The sequence below is a fragment of the bacterium SCSIO 12741 genome (genome assembly GCA_024398055.1).
In the GTDB taxonomy this organism is placed as follows: domain Bacteria; phylum Bacteroidota; class Bacteroidia; order Flavobacteriales_G; family Salibacteraceae; genus SCSIO-12741.
Map to the genome: position 1 here is coordinate 1,285,444 of CP073749.1, position 16,447 is coordinate 1,301,890.

The following is a 16,447-nucleotide window of genomic DNA, read 5'->3' on the forward strand; positions in this document are numbered from 1 at the left end:
AAAGAAAAAGTCCAAACGAATTGAGAGCTGATTTTGGAAAGTTATCACCGGAAATCCAATACACCCTACTTCACCCAGTCAAAACCAACCTACACCAAGTTCAGATTGACAGACCTTAATAGCACTGCTACCTTGGCTCAAAATCTCGCCATGAAAAGTTCTGTCCTCAAACTGCTCCCCTACCTATTCAGCCTCTCCCTATTCCTACCCAGCTGTGCACAAGATGATCAAACTCCCTTGCTAACTCGGTCGAATCCTGTCCCAACAACCCGTACAGCTCAGCATCCGACGATCTCAACTCCAAATTGGGGCCTCCCCTATGAAGTTGGGAATCGTTTTCGGATGGATAATCTCGAAGTTTTTTTTCTCACCGGGAATCCGGAAAACCAAGAAAGCTATGTCACCCTGGACCAGGCTATGGAAAAAGAATACGTTAAGGTGAAGGAAACCGGCCAGGTCAACCAACTTCAGATCAACAATCTATCGGATCACTACATTTTTATTCACTCAGGTGACATCGTAAAAGGTGGAAAACAAGATCGTACGCTCAGCAAAGACGTCATCATACCACCCCATGCGCGCAAAGTAAATCTGGCCAGCTTTTGTGTGGAATCTGCTCGATGGACCAATCGGGGCGAGGAGGCAGTCACCCATTTTCAAAGCAACAACTGCATGCTATCCTCCCGGGATTTAAAAGTGAGTTCCAAATACCGACAAGACCAAGGTAAAGTCTGGGAAAAAGTGTCTGAAGGCATGAATGAGATTAACAATGGTTTAGCCGTAAAGTACGGGTACTACTCCGTGAATGTATCCGACAGCGCTTCAGCCACGAGCCTACAATTGGCGCTGGAAAACGACACCTTAAACAAGGTAAGAGAAGAGATGATCCAGTACTTTACCGACCGGCTCATGGAAAGCGAGCAGGTGGTAGGATTCGGATACGCCATCAATGGCGAAGTTTATGAAATCAACACCTACAACAACCAGCAACTCTTTCAGGATTTATGGCCTAAACTGATTGCCTCAGCCGTAACAGAGTCTATCTCTGATTTTGACATAATGGATTCTCTGCAAACAGAAAAAATGTTGAGCCTGAACCAGCTGGATTCGCTTCAATGGATATCGCCAACGGATCCTGAAAAAGTAAATGACATTACCCGTCTGGAGACCCAAACTTCAGGAGACGAAGCTGTCCTTTTGTTTACCACTTCTGATAACCGTTTTGCGGATCAGTGGCTACACCAAAATCTGTTGTGCCGGAGCGAAGAAGAGATGAAATCCATATCTCATGGCGGCCCCGCTTTCCAAAACTCAAATGCTCCCATTGACTCCATTCAGTGGAACGACTTTCCCTCAATGAGGCAAAGTCGGTAGGCTCGGAAACACGATTTTGGCCATTTCCTCGTTAGGAGATTTGTCCAATTGCACCTCAAGTGATCCCATTCAAATTCACCTTGCCGATTTTCATTCTAGGGATGGGGATTAATCCCCAATTACTCTTGGCTCAGGAATTTCCATTAATCGCTAAAACGATAGAATACTCGGACACTGTGGACATTCATCCTCAAAATGCCGGCATTCGCTTTAAGGTATATCATCGCTTGTGGTTCTTTGAATCTGGCACCTTTCGTTTTTATCCAAACAGACTCACCAATCAAGACTCGTTAGTAGTCAATCCCGGTCCGCGTTATTTTAGGGTTTATCGGAAGTCTGGCTCCTTGCATTTTGAGGGAGGGAATAGCCGACATGCCACCGAATTGGAAGGCCGAGTCACCTATTACTACCCAAATGGAGTCATCCAAAAAACAGAGTTTTACGGGCTCGCTGACTACAACGTTGATGGTCGGTCGGAATACTTCGGCGATGGCCCAAGTAAGGTTGGTGCCTGGCAATACTTCAACAAAAAAGGTCGGTTGAAAAAAGAACGGGTTTACCTGGCCAAACGAGCGGAGGATGATCCCAAATACCTCACCTATGGGTTTACTCTAAAAAAGTATAACCGAAAAGGAAAGATGAATTCTTCCAGGTATCGTGAATTGATTCGAATCCCTGATTATGGCAGGAAATAATTGATTTCAGCCTATAGCTATTTTGACGCCGTAACCATAAAACACTGCGTATAAAGCTCATTATTTGTCAGCTGGATAGTAACAGAATAAACCCCGGGTGGATACTCGCTTACATCAAAAACGGTGGAAGATCTTGAAATCCGTTCAATCTTTTGCTCCAGAACTAACTCACCAACCCGGTTGTAGATTAATACCGTGGCCGACTCACCAATATGTTCTTTCAACTCCAGCTGCAGTTGATCGCTCGTAGGATTCGGATAAATAATAAAGCAGTTCGGCTTAACCTCTTCGATCGATTCTTTTTCTCGCCTTTTGCGCTGCTCTTCTGGGCCAATACCCCTAATTCCTTCTTCCTGATAATCCGACTTCAATATTTTTCCCTTCACCAGTAAATCGGTCGTTGATGGTTCTGTATTGGCTATTAGATAGACCTTTTTGAACTGAAGTCCCATTTTTCCTCGGGTATCAAATACCACCTCAATTTCACTGCTCTCTCCTGGCACAATGGGCACTTTGGGATAAAAAGGAACGGTGCAACCACAACTCCCCTTAGCACTGGCAATGACCAAGGGAACGCTCCCTGTATTGGTAAAGGTAAATACGTGGGTAACGGATTCGCCTTGGGGCACCTCCCCAAAATCATAGGTAGTTTCATCAAACTGAATGGTGGTTGTCGGCCCAGGGTCTACCGATTCTTTTTCGACCTGAGCCTGGGTGACGCTCACTCCCAAAAGAAAGGTCAGGGTAAATAAAAGTGGTTTCATACTCATCGTATTCATTGGTTTATGGATTAAAACTACGCATTCTTCAACACTCCAGGTGGATTCTATGAGCAGGCACCCCTTACCGGGTCACCACCACCCGCTTATGAACCGATTCGTTCTCACAATACAAGCCAATTAAATAGGTCCCGGAGCTGAGTTGAGGAAATTCATATTCAAAAAGAAAAGGGTTCTCTTTTAGATGGCTCACATCTACTTCATAGACTTGTTCCCCCAAGGTGTTGAACACTTTTAATCCCTTCACTTGCTTATCGTTGTTCATGGCTGAAACAGTAAACCTCCCTTTGGTGGGATTGGGATCGATGCGAAAATCACAGAGCAAAGGAAGCGCTCCTGGTTTCCAGTGAACCTGAACGGAATCAATCAGGGAATCCCGACATCCATAAAATCCGGTGGCCACCAGCTTTACTTCATAAGTTCCCGGCCTGGATAAAACCTCGGAGTAGTTAACCTCCCTGGATCTATGCTTGCCATCCAATACCCATGCATAATGGGTGGCTGAATCAGACAAGTTGGTAGTCGATAAATGGAAGGGCTGACTACCCTCTTTCGAGTTCAATTCAAAATCAGCCTTCACAGGATAATAATCTGGACTTAAAACCGCCGAACGAACGCCACATCGATTGGTTAGAGTATAAGTGTATTCACCTGGTTGATCAATCTGTATCTCCGCGGAGTTATCGCCCGTGGACCATTCCATGTCGGTAGTTGAATCATTCCCCACTCCAATCAATCTAAGAGGTTCACCTGGACAAAACTTACCTTCCGGCTTTTGCAAAATCGAGGGAGATGGTGGCACCTGAAAATCCACTTGAATGGAATGAATGGAACTCTTACAAGGATTGGAAACTGTGACGAAATAGCGTCCTCTTTTGAGCACCGAAAAGTTGGAGGAAGTGCTACCATCCTGCCACAGATAAGTCGCTGAATGGTTAGCTGCATCGAGCTGAAACGGTGCTTGATCACAAATGACTGTATCCACAGGAAAATGGACGCTCAAGGTCGGAAAGGTATCGACCTTAAATCCAGCAGAATCAGCTCCGCAGCGATTGCTGACACGAAGTCCGTAGGATCGAACGGGTGTAACCCTGTGCGTGGACATGGTGGATCCACTTGACCACAGGTATTGTGCCGAATCCACTGCAACGGATACAAGCAGCGTATCTCCTTCGCAAAGCATCGTATCTCGTAAGTCAAGTTGAGGAGTTTGGAGATATTGGACCCAAACTGAATCCTGAAATTCACCGCACCGCCCGGAGATGCTAACATGGAATAGCCCGGATTGCAAAACCGTGACAATCGAGTCTGTAATCAACTGATTTTTCCACCAGTATTGGGCTCCCTTCTCACCCATTCCCGCCATCAGCGTTAAGGGAGAATGGGAACAGGTTAAAGTGTCTCTTCCTAAATCAGGCCAAGCGGGCTGATACAACGATGGGACGATCAAAGAATCTCTAAACACACCGCAATAATTCTTTACATCAACCCAATAAATGCCGGTCTGGGCAACTGGCTTTGGGCTCAAGGAATCCCCATCCCACCAGCGCACATCAGACCCAGGTACATTTAACCAAAGAGTATCGCTTGAACAAAGAACTGTATCCGACCCCAAATCGATTTGAAGGGAGTCATCGATATGGACCATCACCGAATCGGTATGACTTCCACACGGGTTGCTCACGGTTAAGTAATAGCTGCCCGTGGAATCAATCCATTGAGTGGAATCCATACTACCACCGCTCCAGAGAAAAGTACTTCCCAAGGATCCATTCGCTATCAAAAGCAGAGAATCTCCGCAAGATCCTGTATCCATCGGCAGTGTTGATTCGGGGTATCTATTCTCCGAAATGAAAATAGAATCCTGCCATTCTCCACATCGGTTGTAGACCTCAACCCAATACCAACCTCCCGAATCCACCAACAAGGAATCAGTAGCGGAACTATCACTCCAGAAAAAACGTGCCGGCGCATTATCCGTAAATCGTAGATCGATTGTATCGCCAAGGCAAAGCATGGTGTCGGCCGGAAGTTTGGGATTGAGAATAGAATCGATGAATACCGATTGAACCAGGGTATCAATACTTCCGGTACTCCATTTGATTCGAGCTATAACGGTAAACTCTCCCACTCTGGAAAAGGCATGCTTTGCGCAATAGGAGGCCGCAGAATTTTGCCCCGATAGAGGGTCCCCGAAATTCCAAAGGACGGAATCTACCTGTGCGGTATCTTTCAAACAGAAAACCGTGGTGTCTCCCCAGCAGGTATACCTTACCTGGAAGGGCTCGAAATCATAAACCGAGGCTGGGAAAACCGGAAATTTACCAAAAGTAGAATGGGACCCTGGAGGCAACAGAAATAAGGAATCTTGGTAATCGCATTTCGGGCCGGTGCTATCGGGTTCATGGATCACACCTATTTGATCATAAAAATGGGACCAATAGATCTTTCCATCCAAGCCAAGCTGAACATCGTGTAAGGTATTATTGATGGGAACACCGGAGGGATAAGGAGCGGCCGGCTGGTGAACAAGATTGTACCTACTGGACCGAATGGCCTGCTGATTCCAAGAAGTCAAATCGAACTGAGCCAAGGATGCAACGGGCTGCATAAAGGCATTTCGATACATGGGATAATCGTTGACATAAAGCTTGTTTCCTGATTTTGAAAAACACAGATGCATCGGGTTGGAGGATAAACCGTTGGACGCACTTGGAATGGAAATCGTGCTGGAAGCTTTGCCGGTTTTCGAATCAAAGCGACACAAGACCAATCGATTGACCGGCGATACTCCGGGATTGGTGTGATGAATATGGCTATTGGTCATCGCAATAATATCACCGTTGGGACTGATCCTTAGCTCGTCCCAAATCCGAGCGCTTAGGATTGTATCCAAAACCGAATAAACCGGACGAGAAGATAGGCCACTACTATCTACCAAAAAAGCGACCAAGGTATCTGAATAGGAATGGAACATACTTGGAAGAGGAGCTTTTAAGGTATGATGCATGACCAACCATAAATCACGACCATTGTAATGCCGGGTAACATCCATACCCATGGAATAATTGTGACCCAAGAACTGATTTTTTTGAGTGACTGCACCTAATCCATTGTTCAAGCTCATGTCCACTTCTGTAAAGAGCAAACTATCTGAAATTCGACTTCCAAACGGAGCTCTCGGATCAATGGAATCGTGATGAATGACCAAGTATTTATCATTGTTTCCAGGCAACTTGAGAATGATCTCATGATGACTTCCAAAACGTTGATTCAGGCTATCCCCATTGGGCATCAATTGGAAATTTCGATCATGAATAAACCCATCATTCACGGCAAATAAAAACTGCCCATCAGCACCAGAAACACATCCATTGCTGTAGCTACTAAAGTGCGTCACATGGGTATCCAACGTGGGTACTTGCCTACCTTTATGAAACTCAATATGAATGGAATCCGAGCAAACCCAATGATTGGTTTCAAGCTGTGCATGAATCTCTACCACCATCAAAAAGAGGGTGAACGAAACAAGGAATCTTATCGGGTAGGCCTGAAGCATGGTTTGGGGTTACGTCTATTCAAAGGTAATCAGGAAGGCTTCCTACACAAATCGAGTTGACAAACTGATTCCCATTACTTTAGGAATGGACTCCTGTTCCACTCATCCGTTGGGTTGCCCCCTTTCCCGATCGGAATAATATACAAGGCAACTATTCCGAATCATTTTTGAGAATACATTTGGGAGGAATTAAAACCGCGCTAAAGCCTAAATGCTCCATGGATTTCAAACTCACCCCGGCTCAAATCACCGATCAATCTCAAGCCCTTAGCTTCCTTCAATCAGCCGCAAAGAGTCTGGCCAAAAAGGGAGTGGATCAATGGCAATATTGGCTGAATCCACCTAAGGATGAATTAGCATGGTTGGAAGATGGATTACGAAATGGAGACTATTATTTCATTCAACTGAACTCCGATGAAATCGCTGGAATGGTACGCATTCAAACCGAAGATCACTTGTATTGGGGAGAAAAAGCTGATCAAGCCTGGTACATCCATTCTTTAATTGTGGAAGAAAAATGGGCAGGGCTACAACTGGGAACGAACGTTCTTGAAAAAATTGAACTGGATGCGATCGAAAGCAATCAAGATTTTTTGAGATTAGACTGCTTGGCTAGCAACGAAAAACTCTGCTCTTACTACCAGAATCAAGGGTTTGAAAAAGTGGGTCAGGTGGACCTTCCGCTCTCTACTTGCAACCTATACGAGAAAAAAATAGGGGCCTCGAACTAATCGAGAACCCCTATCCATTGTTCGATTATTTAGGAATTTACTCTACCGTTACACGGCTTACCGTTCCGTTATCTAAAACGTAAACCACATTTCTTGCAGCATAAATCTTTTCACCGAGTTGAGGACCTGTGCTTACCCAGGTTTGGGTTGCGTTTTCCAGAATTTCAACCTCCATCGTTTCCGAGTTAATACCTAGTAGTCTTCTGCTTTCCGTACCAGCAATCATCGACATGGTTTTGCTACCGGCATTACCCCAATGATCGCCCCAATCGGGAGCGGTACCTGTGTAATACTGTACCATTCCACCAGAGAACAACCCCCATGTTGCCTCGGCCGTACCAGCAAGCATTTCCAAGCCACCACCCATGGTTCCATCGGTAGCGCCATCCATCACATGTCCCTGGCCGTCAGTGCCAACCATAAAGGTCATGTCAGTTTCCAGAATAAACTTCGTGTTTGGCCACATCGGCTCCCAACGGTTATCCGGGTCTGGAAGCCACATGAATGATTCATTGTCGGTAGAAATGTAATAATCGTTAGCGAATCCATATACCGCCTTTGCCGGTCCGGCGCCTCTGGGCTCCCATTGTTGAGGGCTTCCCTTATAGTACCATAGACTCTGGTCGGTACCAATGGCGTAGAGATTATCTCCCGCTGCATAAATGGCATTGGCAGGGTTACCTACAACCTCCCAAACGTTATCGCCATCTACCCAGGCTTCTACTCGATTTCCTTCAGCACGATTCAGTCGATACACGGTAGCAGAAGTGGCTGCAATCATTCCGGCATCAGCATCATCTCCCAAGGGCTCCCAGGGCAAGTCAACGCCCGCATCGGGAGCTGCAGATTGAACCATACCATCCTGTGATTCAGGCGTCATAGGGGTCGTTGATTCCATTTCGCCAGGAGCAACATCCGAACCTTCAGTACCGGAGGATCCGCAACTGGTAACCGTCCATCCCATGGCTACTACGGCCACGGCCAGCACCCATTTTTTAATAGTCAAGTGATTTGTTTTCATAAACGTAAATTGAATAATTAAGATGTGTATTGAATTTGCGAGTCAAGAAGTTATAAGGGGGTTGAAGTTTAATTTGTAGGTCGGGTAATAATAGAGTGAAACTCAAGGATTGACTCTTTGAGTCCACAGCCTGTATCCCAGTTAGAATCAAGGATACGAGCAATAGCCAAGGTAAATCGTTCAAAAGTTTAAGTTTCGGGTTCCCACTCAAATATATACAAATACCTAAATATCAATACATTCGAATTTATCCCAATCCTTTTGTACTTAAAAAGGTAAAGGAATCGCCCGTATAGAGGGTCTTTGAGTAAAAAATTGTTGAAGAGGGGGTAGCGGTTAGAAAGGGCTGGTATTGTAAGTTGGTTGGTGTTGTAGAAAAAAGAATCGGGGCAACCGAAGCCGCCCCGAATTCCATTTATTTTTTCATAATAATCTCAAAGTCAGTAGATACTTTATCGTTCATAATATCCATCATACTGTACTCCAAAACCACTTTTTTGCCTTCTTGAGAAATCACGTTAGTCCCTTTAACGGATTCCACTTCTTTGGGCAAATTGATCACCGTACGGAAGGTGCCTTCTCCAAACATTTCTTCCATCATTTTCTCTTCTTTGGCCTTTTCTTCAGGGGTCTTTTCTTCCTCATCTCCTTTTGACTTACTCTTCTTTGAAGTCCGAGAAATGAGGCGTTTCTTGAAGGTATAGGCACTGGTTTTTCCACTTAGGTTTAGTCCTTGAGTCTTTCTTGCCTCAGGGTTGTTCTTCTCCATCAACTCAAAAAAGGCTTCCAACTCAGAAATATTGCTGAATCGGTAGTCCATACCCGACATCAATACGCCTTCTTCCTTCCCACCGCGTAGGAAACCGTTAGCATTTTCGATCACCGCCATTTTTTTCTTGTCGTTTAGGATGCTGTCTGGCAAGATCTCCTTGTAGTCAATAATGGAATCGATCTTTTCGGGAAACTTAGCCCAGATCATTTCCTCTACTTTGGCCATAATCTCCTCGTCTGACTTAGCTGGTTTGGTAGTATCAAGAGCGGAAAAAGCCTTGATCATTTGAAACGACATTTGTTTCATCATCGGAATCATGTCGTATTCTACGTGGTATGTACCGGATCCATCTTCTTTAATGGTAATCTCCTCGGTCACGTTTCCACAGGAAAAAAGACTCAGAGTTAAGGCCAACCCGAGTATCATTTTAAGTGCTTTCATGGTTTTTTAATTTGCTGGCGAAATTAGGTAATCTCAGTCACTGGAAGGCCATAAATGGATTTAATAGGAACCCTTTGAAATGTTCTATCTTTCGACATTCCATACCACGCCAACAATGAGCACCGAAAAAACCGGAATCCGAATTTTATACGTTGCAATCGCACTGTCCCTTCTTTTTGAAATTTTGATTGACACTCTTTTCTATTTAAAAATAGGCCCAGAGCGACTTCCCTGGCATTTAACCAGATCGGCCTTCCAACTTATTTTAATCGCATTTATACTTTTAAAGAAGTCTAATCGAGCTCTATTTATTCTTTCCGGCTATCACCTCCTTTCAGCCCTTTGGGCCCTTGAAAAGGGATTTGATCAGAACCCTTTTTTGATAGGCATGATCATTTTCCAGATGATGTTATCACTGGTACTCTATTTCCACCAGGACATAGCCAAGTTCCTAAAATCAAAATAACCTCGGTGGGATCAAAATCTATGTTCTTCCTCAAAAATTGACGAAGTGAATCCTCGAGTATCATTCGCAAGCTCCTAATGGTTACTTTCGTTTTCCGATGCGCGCATCACATTTTAGGAGAGAAAAACTATTTAATCAAATTCCAATATTCATGAACTTTAAGAACTACTTCTCCATCAAACAGGTGGGAAGGAAAACTTTGGCTCTGTTTCTGGCAGCATCTATTTTGGGTTGTCAACAACCGGTTAAAAACGAGCCTACGAAGGATGATGAGTCCTCGTTCAAAGGAAAAATCGCACTCGACATTCGCGATTCTAAATCAGATTGGTCTGCCTTTACCCCAAAAGGGCCCCAGAGGGAGCACCTAACATTTTGTTCGTTTTGTATGATGATACAGGACTGGGAGCCTGGTCACCTTACGGAGGCCGGATTAACATGCCTACACTTGATCGTTTGGCTGCCAATGGTTTGACCTATACCCAATGGCATACTACCGCTCTGTGTTCGCCTACCCGCTCCACAATCCTTACCGGACGTAACCACCACCTGAACGGAATGGCTGCCATTACCGAAACTGCTGATGGTTATCCTGGAGCTAATGGTCGCGTTCCAGACGACTGTGCCCCATTTGCCGAGATTTTGAGAAACAACGGCTGGAGTACTTTCTGGATTGGAAAAAACCACAACGTACCTGAGCAAGACGTAGCACCAGGTGGAAGCCGTGCTGAATGGCCTACCCAAATCGGATTTGATCGTTTCTACGGATTCCTGGGTGGAGAAACCAATAACTGGTACCCTGACTTGGTGGAAGACAATCACTTCATCGAAGCCCCTGCCACTCCGGAAGAAGGTTACCACCTTTCCAAAGACTTGACAGACAAGGCCCTGGAAATGATTCGCAACCAGCAGGCTACAAACCCATCTAAGCCTTGGTACATGTGGTTTAACCCAGGAGCAAACCATGCTCCACACCACTCACCAAAAGAGTATGCTGATAAATACAAAGGCAAATTTGACGATGGGTACGATGCTTACCGTTCTTGGGTAACCGATAACATGAAGAAAAAAGGCATCATTCCTGAATCTACTGAATTGACTGGCTTCAATCCACTCCCTGAAAATGCTGCTAACCCAGCTGACTACGTTAGACCTTGGGATGAGTTGAATGATGACGAGAAAAAGCTTTTCTCTCGTATGGCTGAAGTTTACGCCGGATTTTCAGAGTATACCGATGTTCAGATTGGACGTATCGTAGACTACTTGGAAGAGTCTGGACAGCTGGACAACACTATTATCCTCTACGCTGCCGATAACGGAGCTTCAGGAGAAGGTAGCCCGAACGGATCTGTAAACGAAAACAAATTCTTCAACGGATACCCAGATGAATTGGCTGAAAACTTGAAGTACCTGGAAACCCTTGGTGGACCAGAAACCTACAACCACTTCCCTACCGGATGGGCAGCTGCATTCTCTGCACCTTTCAAAATGTTTAAGCGTTATTCCAACTATGCTGGTGGAACCAATGACCCATTGGTAATCTCGTGGCCAAAAGGAATTAAGGCAAGAGGTGAATTGCGTCACCAATACCACCACTCGGTGGATATCGTACCTACTCTTCTTGAGATTTGCGGTGTAGAAATGCCAGGTGAGTACAACGGAGTTAAGCAAACACCTCTTTCTGGTGTAAGTATGGCCTATTCATTTGATGCCACTCCTGATGCTCCTACCCAAAAGGAAATCCAGTACTTCTGTATGTTGGGTACCCGTGGAATTTGGAAAGATGGCTGGAAAGCTGCAGCTGTTCACTCTCCATTGAGCGGTAAAGGAAACTTCGATCAGGATCAATGGGAATTGTATCACGTAGCAGAAGACCGTTCCGAGTCTAAAGACCTGGCTAAAGAAAACCCTGAAAAACTTCAGGAACTGATCGACGCTTGGTTTGCTGAAGCCGAAAAGAACAAAGTGTTGCCATTGGATGACCGCAGTGCTGCAGAGATCCTTACCGTTGAGCGTCCTTCTCAGGAACCTGCAAGAGATCGCTACATTTACTACCCTTACACGGCACCCGTTCCTGAAGGTGTTGCTGTAAACGTTCGTGGAAGAAACTACAAGATTCTGGCGAATGTCGAAATCACGGACAAAAATGCTTCCGGAGTATTGTTTGCTCACGGATCTCGTTTTGGTGGACACAGTTTGTTTATTAGAGATCAAAAGTTACACTATGTGTACAATTTCTTGGGCATTAAGCCAGAGCAAACCTTTATTTCCAGCAAAACCCTTGCTCCTGGAAAATATACTTTGGGAATGGAGTTCATTCGTGAAAAAGCGGGTGAATACGGTGAGTCTTTTGGAACCATGAAACTGTACATCGATGACGAAGTGGTAGCTGAAGGCCCTATGAAAACGCAGCCGGCCAAGTTTACCCTTTCCGGTGATGGACTTTGTATCGGATACGATAGCGGTGATGCTGTAAGTGAGCTTTACGAGTCACCAGGAAGGTTCAAAGGTGGAATCATTCAATTTGTGGGAGTAACCGTAGAAGGAACTCCATACATGGATCTTGAATTGGAAGCCAAGCGGGTGATGATGACCCAATAGGAAATCCTTCCATACCTCATACAAAAACGGTGCGGCCCTTGGGCTCGCACCGTTTTTTTTGGGTGGTTGTGCAGAATACTCCTGCTATACTATTGATGATTGTTCGGTACAAAGAGTCAGCTCCCGGTTATCCCAGATAAAATTTGCTGACTAACAAAATGAAAAGCCATGAGCATCAAAAACTTTTGATACCCATGAACTCCTTTTGGTTGTTGGGACACCCGTAGTGAAGAGAGCTGAACCCTCTAAGCGTCGTAAAAAGGAGGGATGAGTATGGTGTTGCATCGGCTAAAAGTTCATCAGCCCCCTCTGTTTCATTTAAGGTTTCATGTTTGTCGTCCGGCCTTTCAGCAGAACAAGAACAAAGTAATACCATGATTACCTGCTAGAAAAAGGAATTCCAGCCAAGGGAGTCATTTTGCCAGCGAATGGAGTGAAAAAAGAAGCGAACGGAAAAAAGCCTATAAATTCTGGCACCAATTCATTATCTGCTGTCTGTAGGTTTTACCTATTGGGATCAAGGCATTGGTATGCTTGAGACGCAATCCAGATGGGGAAAAGGAAGTAATAAACTTCTTGTTAACCAGGTAAGAACGATGCACTTGCCAGATGGATTCAGGATCCATTTTTTGGTGTAGTCCAATCAAAGTTCCTAATTCCACTTTTCGATTGAGACGCGATTCGTTGTTGTCCCAGTAATGCACCTCACATCCACCTTGATCGGAATGAACGTAAACAATATCCGAAATAGGAATGAGGAGGGTGAAATCCTGCTTGTCTTTTACCTGAAGCATATTTCCTCCGTCCAACTTAGCCGGTTTTGCCGCAGCGGGCAAAGCCGAGAACAGAGCATTGCGAAGAGTTATAAGAGACACCGGTTTTTCCAGGTAGTGCGCTGGCCGACCTTCCATCACCGTTTTAAACGTATTCGCATCCTGTAAATCCGATAAGACGATAAAAGGTATTCCCTTTTGATGAAGCAAAGGAGCCAGGTCCAATCCACTTTCTACGCCATTAAGATCAATATCCAGCAACATAGCATCCGGCTGCTGATCTTCGACCAATTTCCGAGCCTTAGTCAGGTTATTCGCTACTCCGCAGCAATCAAAATTGAGGGTTTCGAGGTAATCTTTTAGCAGTTCCGCAACCAGCGTTTGATCCTCGACAATTCCAATGTTCTTCTTTAACATATAGTTTAGTAACCCAATAAGTGGTTATTTTGGCCCCTTACCAGATGAAATCTCTCGTTTCAATATTAGCAATATTCTTTTGGATGGGGGCATGGGCTTATCAAACGCCAGCTCCGGTTGAGCCAAAGCCAATAACTCCCGAGTTCAAACAGGCTGTGGATTCGTTGATGAAGAGAGGCTTGGGGTTTCTTAAGAGGGCCAAATATGACAGCGCCGCACTATCTTATTCTGATGGTGTCAAACTCTACACAAATAACCCCAATGATTCCAATTTGGCAATTTTTCATAACAATTGGGGCGTTGCAGAATATTACAGGGGGAATTTACCTGGATGCATCGAACACTACGAAATTGCTAAAGAGCTCTATAATGGCTTTGGATTTCAGGATAAAGCCGCCCAAACCAAGTATAATTTAGCCTTAGTTTATAGCAAAATGGGCATGTATTATAAGGCCTATGATCTCGTAATATCGAGTCAGGAACATTTCAACAAAATAAACAGTTCTGCAGATATTGCAAGAGGATATAATTCCCTAGGGAACATCCAAATGAATTTGGAAGATTACGACCGTTCAATTCAATTTCATAAAAAAGCTCTAAAGGTCAGAGTGAATATGAATAATGAATTTGGCATCGCTTCCTCATTAAACAACATTGGACATGCTTATCTTTTAAAAAATGAATTAGATTCTGCTGAAACAAATCTGCGTCAAGCACTGAGGCTCAAAAAAAGAATAAAAAATCCAAGCTTTATTGCTTCAACTCAATGGCTTCTTGGAATGCTCTATTTCAAGAACGAAAACTTAGATAGCTCGAAATTTTATTATGAAAAAGCCTTGGAAAACAGGCAAGTTGTTGGTGATGAAATAATGATTGCTTCAACAATGGCCCATTTAGCCAATGTTCTAATCTCTGAAAACCAACTATCCATCGCAGATTCACTTCTTGAATCATCATGGGTTTTGGCCAAAGAAAATGACGCAAATAAAGTTTTACTTGATATTGCTGAAATTAGAATAAGCTGGAGCGAGAAAAAGGCAGATGCAAAATTGATTTCGAATTGGTACACAACATACAATTCAATACATAGAAAAATTGTAGGAATAGAAAAACGGGAAGCGGTTGAGAGGCTGCAGGTTGAATTCGATGTCAAAAGAAACTTAGAAGCTTTGGCTTTTGAAGAACAACGAAGTCAACTTTTAGAGGAAAAGAATGACCGACTTTTTCGCACCAATACCCTTTTGACCTTGGGCATTATTACTCTCTTTTTGTTAACAGCAGCATTGATTTATTTACTCAAAATCAACCGTGACAAAAACCGAATACTGCAAATTCAGGGTGTAAAATTGGAGCATCAAGCTGAACAAATTTCTTTGCTTCATAAAGAATATAAACACCGAACCAAAAATCACTTCGCTATCATTAGCGCCATGTTTTTGATTCATAAACGCTCATCCCCTTCATCGAATCCCAAAGAATTGCTTAACGAATACCGTGGACGAGTCGACGCCTTGGCTATGATAAACCGTCACTTGGTTCGGGAAGAAAGTCAAAAAGAGGAAGTAGATTTAGCCCCTTACCTAAACGAACTAATCCAAAATACCGAACTTGGCTATAGTGGAGACCGCGATATTGAAGTAGAAACGGATCTGGAAAAAGCTCTGGTTAAACCTGATATGGCTATGAAGTTAGGGATTGTGGTCAATGAATTGATGACCAATTTCTTTAAGTATGGCATCTCTCCGGACAAAACACCTATTCTAAGAATTACCACCAGCTTGTTTAACGGATCTCTCGAAATAGTGGTAGCTGACAACGGTCCTGGTTACCAATCCTCAACGGGCAAAAAAGACCCGGATTCCGGCTTTGGACAAAACCTGATCAAAACCTTTATCGAAGAACTGGATGGATCTTTGGAAGTATTCGAGAATGAAGGGCTTACCTTCCTGGTCAAAATTCCACAAAAAAAGGCGGCCCCTTACTAGGAACCGCCTTTGCGTGATATATCGAGATTTACTATATCTCTATGGTCATATGGGTATTTCCAGTCAAAGAGAAAGTCCCTGTATTGACTGAGTTTTGAACACCCGGAGTAACTACGATGTAGTAATCTCCTTGAGCCGCTTGGAATTGGAAGATCCCGTTGGCATCAGAAATGTCGGTTGCTACGGGAGTGCCATTTCCTTCAACAAACAATTCGACAGTTGCTGCGCTCACAGAACCTCCGTTGGCATCAACGATGTTTCCTTGGACTACCGGGTCGCCATCTTCACCACCAGATTTCAAAGTTCGCATCACTACCTCTGCAGTGCCTTTATCGTTGTTCATTTGTGGGAGTGGTTCTTTTTCGCATCCCATAAATCCAAATAGAGAAATTGTAACAATTAATAGAATTAACCTTTTCATGATCAGTTTGATTAGTGTTTTGAATCCCGTCTCTGGCGATCGGACGCAATTCTCCCAGCTCCATGCGGAGAGTTCGCGTCAATTCATCGTATCGAGACGGATAAATTGGTTTAGAAGGGGCTGTCGAGCCGTTTGAACCCTTCATCCTTTCAGAAGGCTCAACAGTTGCAGTTTAATCCAAGCACCGCTCAAAGTGCATCGGACGTATTACTGATGCTCCGCGCATGGCATCAGCGCTAATAAGTCACAAAGAAGATTTGGTAATATCTTGTTTGGTCTTGGTCATTGTAGAAGTTAGTCGGCTTCTTAGAGAAGTAACGTAGATTTCCCCACTTTATTGTCTTCCTCAATCTCCCTCAAGTCCTTGACAGGCGGGCGATTGCTTGCTTTTTCACATTTTTTGGGAAAAGCGTCT

Annotated in this window: 10 protein-coding genes and 1 pseudogene; 5 read left to right on the forward strand and 6 right to left on the reverse strand. The window is 44.2% G+C overall.

From position 1 onward, the window contains the following. The first annotated feature begins 150 nt into the window (after positions 1-150). Together KFE98_05345 and KFE98_05350 are read left to right on the forward strand one after the other, a co-directional pair. Positions 151-1,374 (forward strand): hypothetical protein, encoded by a 1,224-nt coding sequence (locus KFE98_05345; GenBank protein ID UTW63576.1) that lies wholly within the window; start codon positions 151-153, stop codon positions 1,372-1,374. 101 nt (positions 1,375-1,475) lie between these two features. Further along, positions 1,476-2,069: a hypothetical protein gene (locus tag KFE98_05350; protein UTW63577.1), complete on the forward strand. Its 594-nt coding sequence runs from the start codon at positions 1,476-1,478 to the stop codon at positions 2,067-2,069. A gap of 17 nt (positions 2,070-2,086) precedes the next feature. Here the strand turns inward: KFE98_05350 and KFE98_05355 are convergent, their stop codons facing one another. Continuing rightward, on the reverse strand, positions 2,087-2,833 hold the full coding sequence (locus KFE98_05355; GenBank protein ID UTW63578.1) for a DUF1573 domain-containing protein: 747 nt from the start codon (positions 2,831-2,833) through the stop codon (positions 2,087-2,089). Between the two features lie 79 nt (positions 2,834-2,912). Beyond that, complete coding sequence (locus KFE98_05360) at positions 2,913-6,407, reverse strand: T9SS type A sorting domain-containing protein (protein ID UTW63579.1); 3,495 nt, start codon at positions 6,405-6,407, stop codon at positions 2,913-2,915. 218 nt (positions 6,408-6,625) lie between these two features. On the opposite strand from KFE98_05360, the gene KFE98_05365 reads away from it, so the two are divergent. Beyond that, positions 6,626-7,138, forward strand: coding sequence for a GNAT family N-acetyltransferase (locus KFE98_05365; protein ID UTW63580.1), 513 nt, complete (start codon positions 6,626-6,628; stop codon positions 7,136-7,138). Between the two features lie 37 nt (positions 7,139-7,175). Here the strand turns inward: KFE98_05365 and KFE98_05370 are convergent, their stop codons facing one another. Both KFE98_05370 and KFE98_05375 read right to left on the reverse strand, forming a co-directional pair. Further along, positions 7,176-8,159 carry a hypothetical protein gene (locus KFE98_05370; protein UTW63581.1) on the reverse strand — a complete coding sequence of 328 codons (984 nt, stop codon included), beginning with the start codon at positions 8,157-8,159 and terminating at the stop codon, positions 7,176-7,178. A gap of 415 nt (positions 8,160-8,574) precedes the next feature. After that, complete coding sequence (locus KFE98_05375) at positions 8,575-9,372, reverse strand: hypothetical protein (GenBank protein UTW63582.1); 798 nt, start codon at positions 9,370-9,372, stop codon at positions 8,575-8,577. 617 nt (positions 9,373-9,989) lie between these two features. Here KFE98_05375 and KFE98_05380 point away from each other — a divergent pair. Then, a pseudogene (locus KFE98_05380) lies at positions 9,990-12,436 on the forward strand (arylsulfatase). A gap of 461 nt (positions 12,437-12,897) precedes the next feature. On the opposite strand, the gene KFE98_05385 reads toward KFE98_05380, so the two are convergent. Next, positions 12,898-13,626 (reverse strand): response regulator transcription factor, encoded by a 729-nt coding sequence (locus KFE98_05385; GenBank protein UTW63583.1) that lies wholly within the window; start codon positions 13,624-13,626, stop codon positions 12,898-12,900. A 44-nt stretch (positions 13,627-13,670) separates the two neighbouring features. On the opposite strand from KFE98_05385, the gene KFE98_05390 reads away from it, so the two are divergent. Further along, positions 13,671-15,611: a tetratricopeptide repeat protein gene (locus KFE98_05390; GenBank protein ID UTW63584.1), complete on the forward strand. Its 1,941-nt coding sequence runs from the start codon at positions 13,671-13,673 to the stop codon at positions 15,609-15,611. A gap of 31 nt (positions 15,612-15,642) precedes the next feature. On the opposite strand, the gene KFE98_05395 is transcribed toward KFE98_05390, so the two are convergent. Next, the gene (locus KFE98_05395; protein UTW63585.1) at positions 15,643-16,032 is read right to left on the reverse strand and encodes a carboxypeptidase regulatory-like domain-containing protein; all 390 of its coding nucleotides are present in this window, start codon (positions 16,030-16,032) and stop codon (positions 15,643-15,645) included. Positions 16,033-16,447 lie beyond the last annotated feature (415 nt).

What these genes read in the sequence shown, in the direction of transcription:
- KFE98_05365 (UTW63580.1), top strand. Translation starts at nt 6,626, where the DNA reads ATGGATTTCAAACTCACCCCGGCTCAAATCACCGATCAATCTCAAGCC.
- KFE98_05360 (UTW63579.1), bottom strand. Translation starts at nt 6,407, where the DNA reads ATGCTTCAGGCCTACCCGATAAGATTCCTTGTTTCGTTCACCCTCTTT.
- KFE98_05370 (UTW63581.1), bottom strand. Translation starts at nt 8,159, where the DNA reads ATGAAAACAAATCACTTGACTATTAAAAAATGGGTGCTGGCCGTGGCC.
- KFE98_05350 (UTW63577.1), top strand. Translation starts at nt 1,476, where the DNA reads ATGGGGATTAATCCCCAATTACTCTTGGCTCAGGAATTTCCATTAATC.
- KFE98_05385 (UTW63583.1), bottom strand. Translation starts at nt 13,626, where the DNA reads ATGTTAAAGAAGAACATTGGAATTGTCGAGGATCAAACGCTGGTTGCG.
- KFE98_05390 (UTW63584.1), top strand. Translation starts at nt 13,671, where the DNA reads ATGAAATCTCTCGTTTCAATATTAGCAATATTCTTTTGGATGGGGGCA.
- KFE98_05355 (UTW63578.1), bottom strand. Translation starts at nt 2,833, where the DNA reads ATGAAACCACTTTTATTTACCCTGACCTTTCTTTTGGGAGTGAGCGTC.
- KFE98_05395 (UTW63585.1), bottom strand. Translation starts at nt 16,032, where the DNA reads ATGAAAAGGTTAATTCTATTAATTGTTACAATTTCTCTATTTGGATTT.
- KFE98_05375 (UTW63582.1), bottom strand. Translation starts at nt 9,372, where the DNA reads ATGAAAGCACTTAAAATGATACTCGGGTTGGCCTTAACTCTGAGTCTT.
- KFE98_05345 (UTW63576.1), top strand. Translation starts at nt 151, where the DNA reads ATGAAAAGTTCTGTCCTCAAACTGCTCCCCTACCTATTCAGCCTCTCC.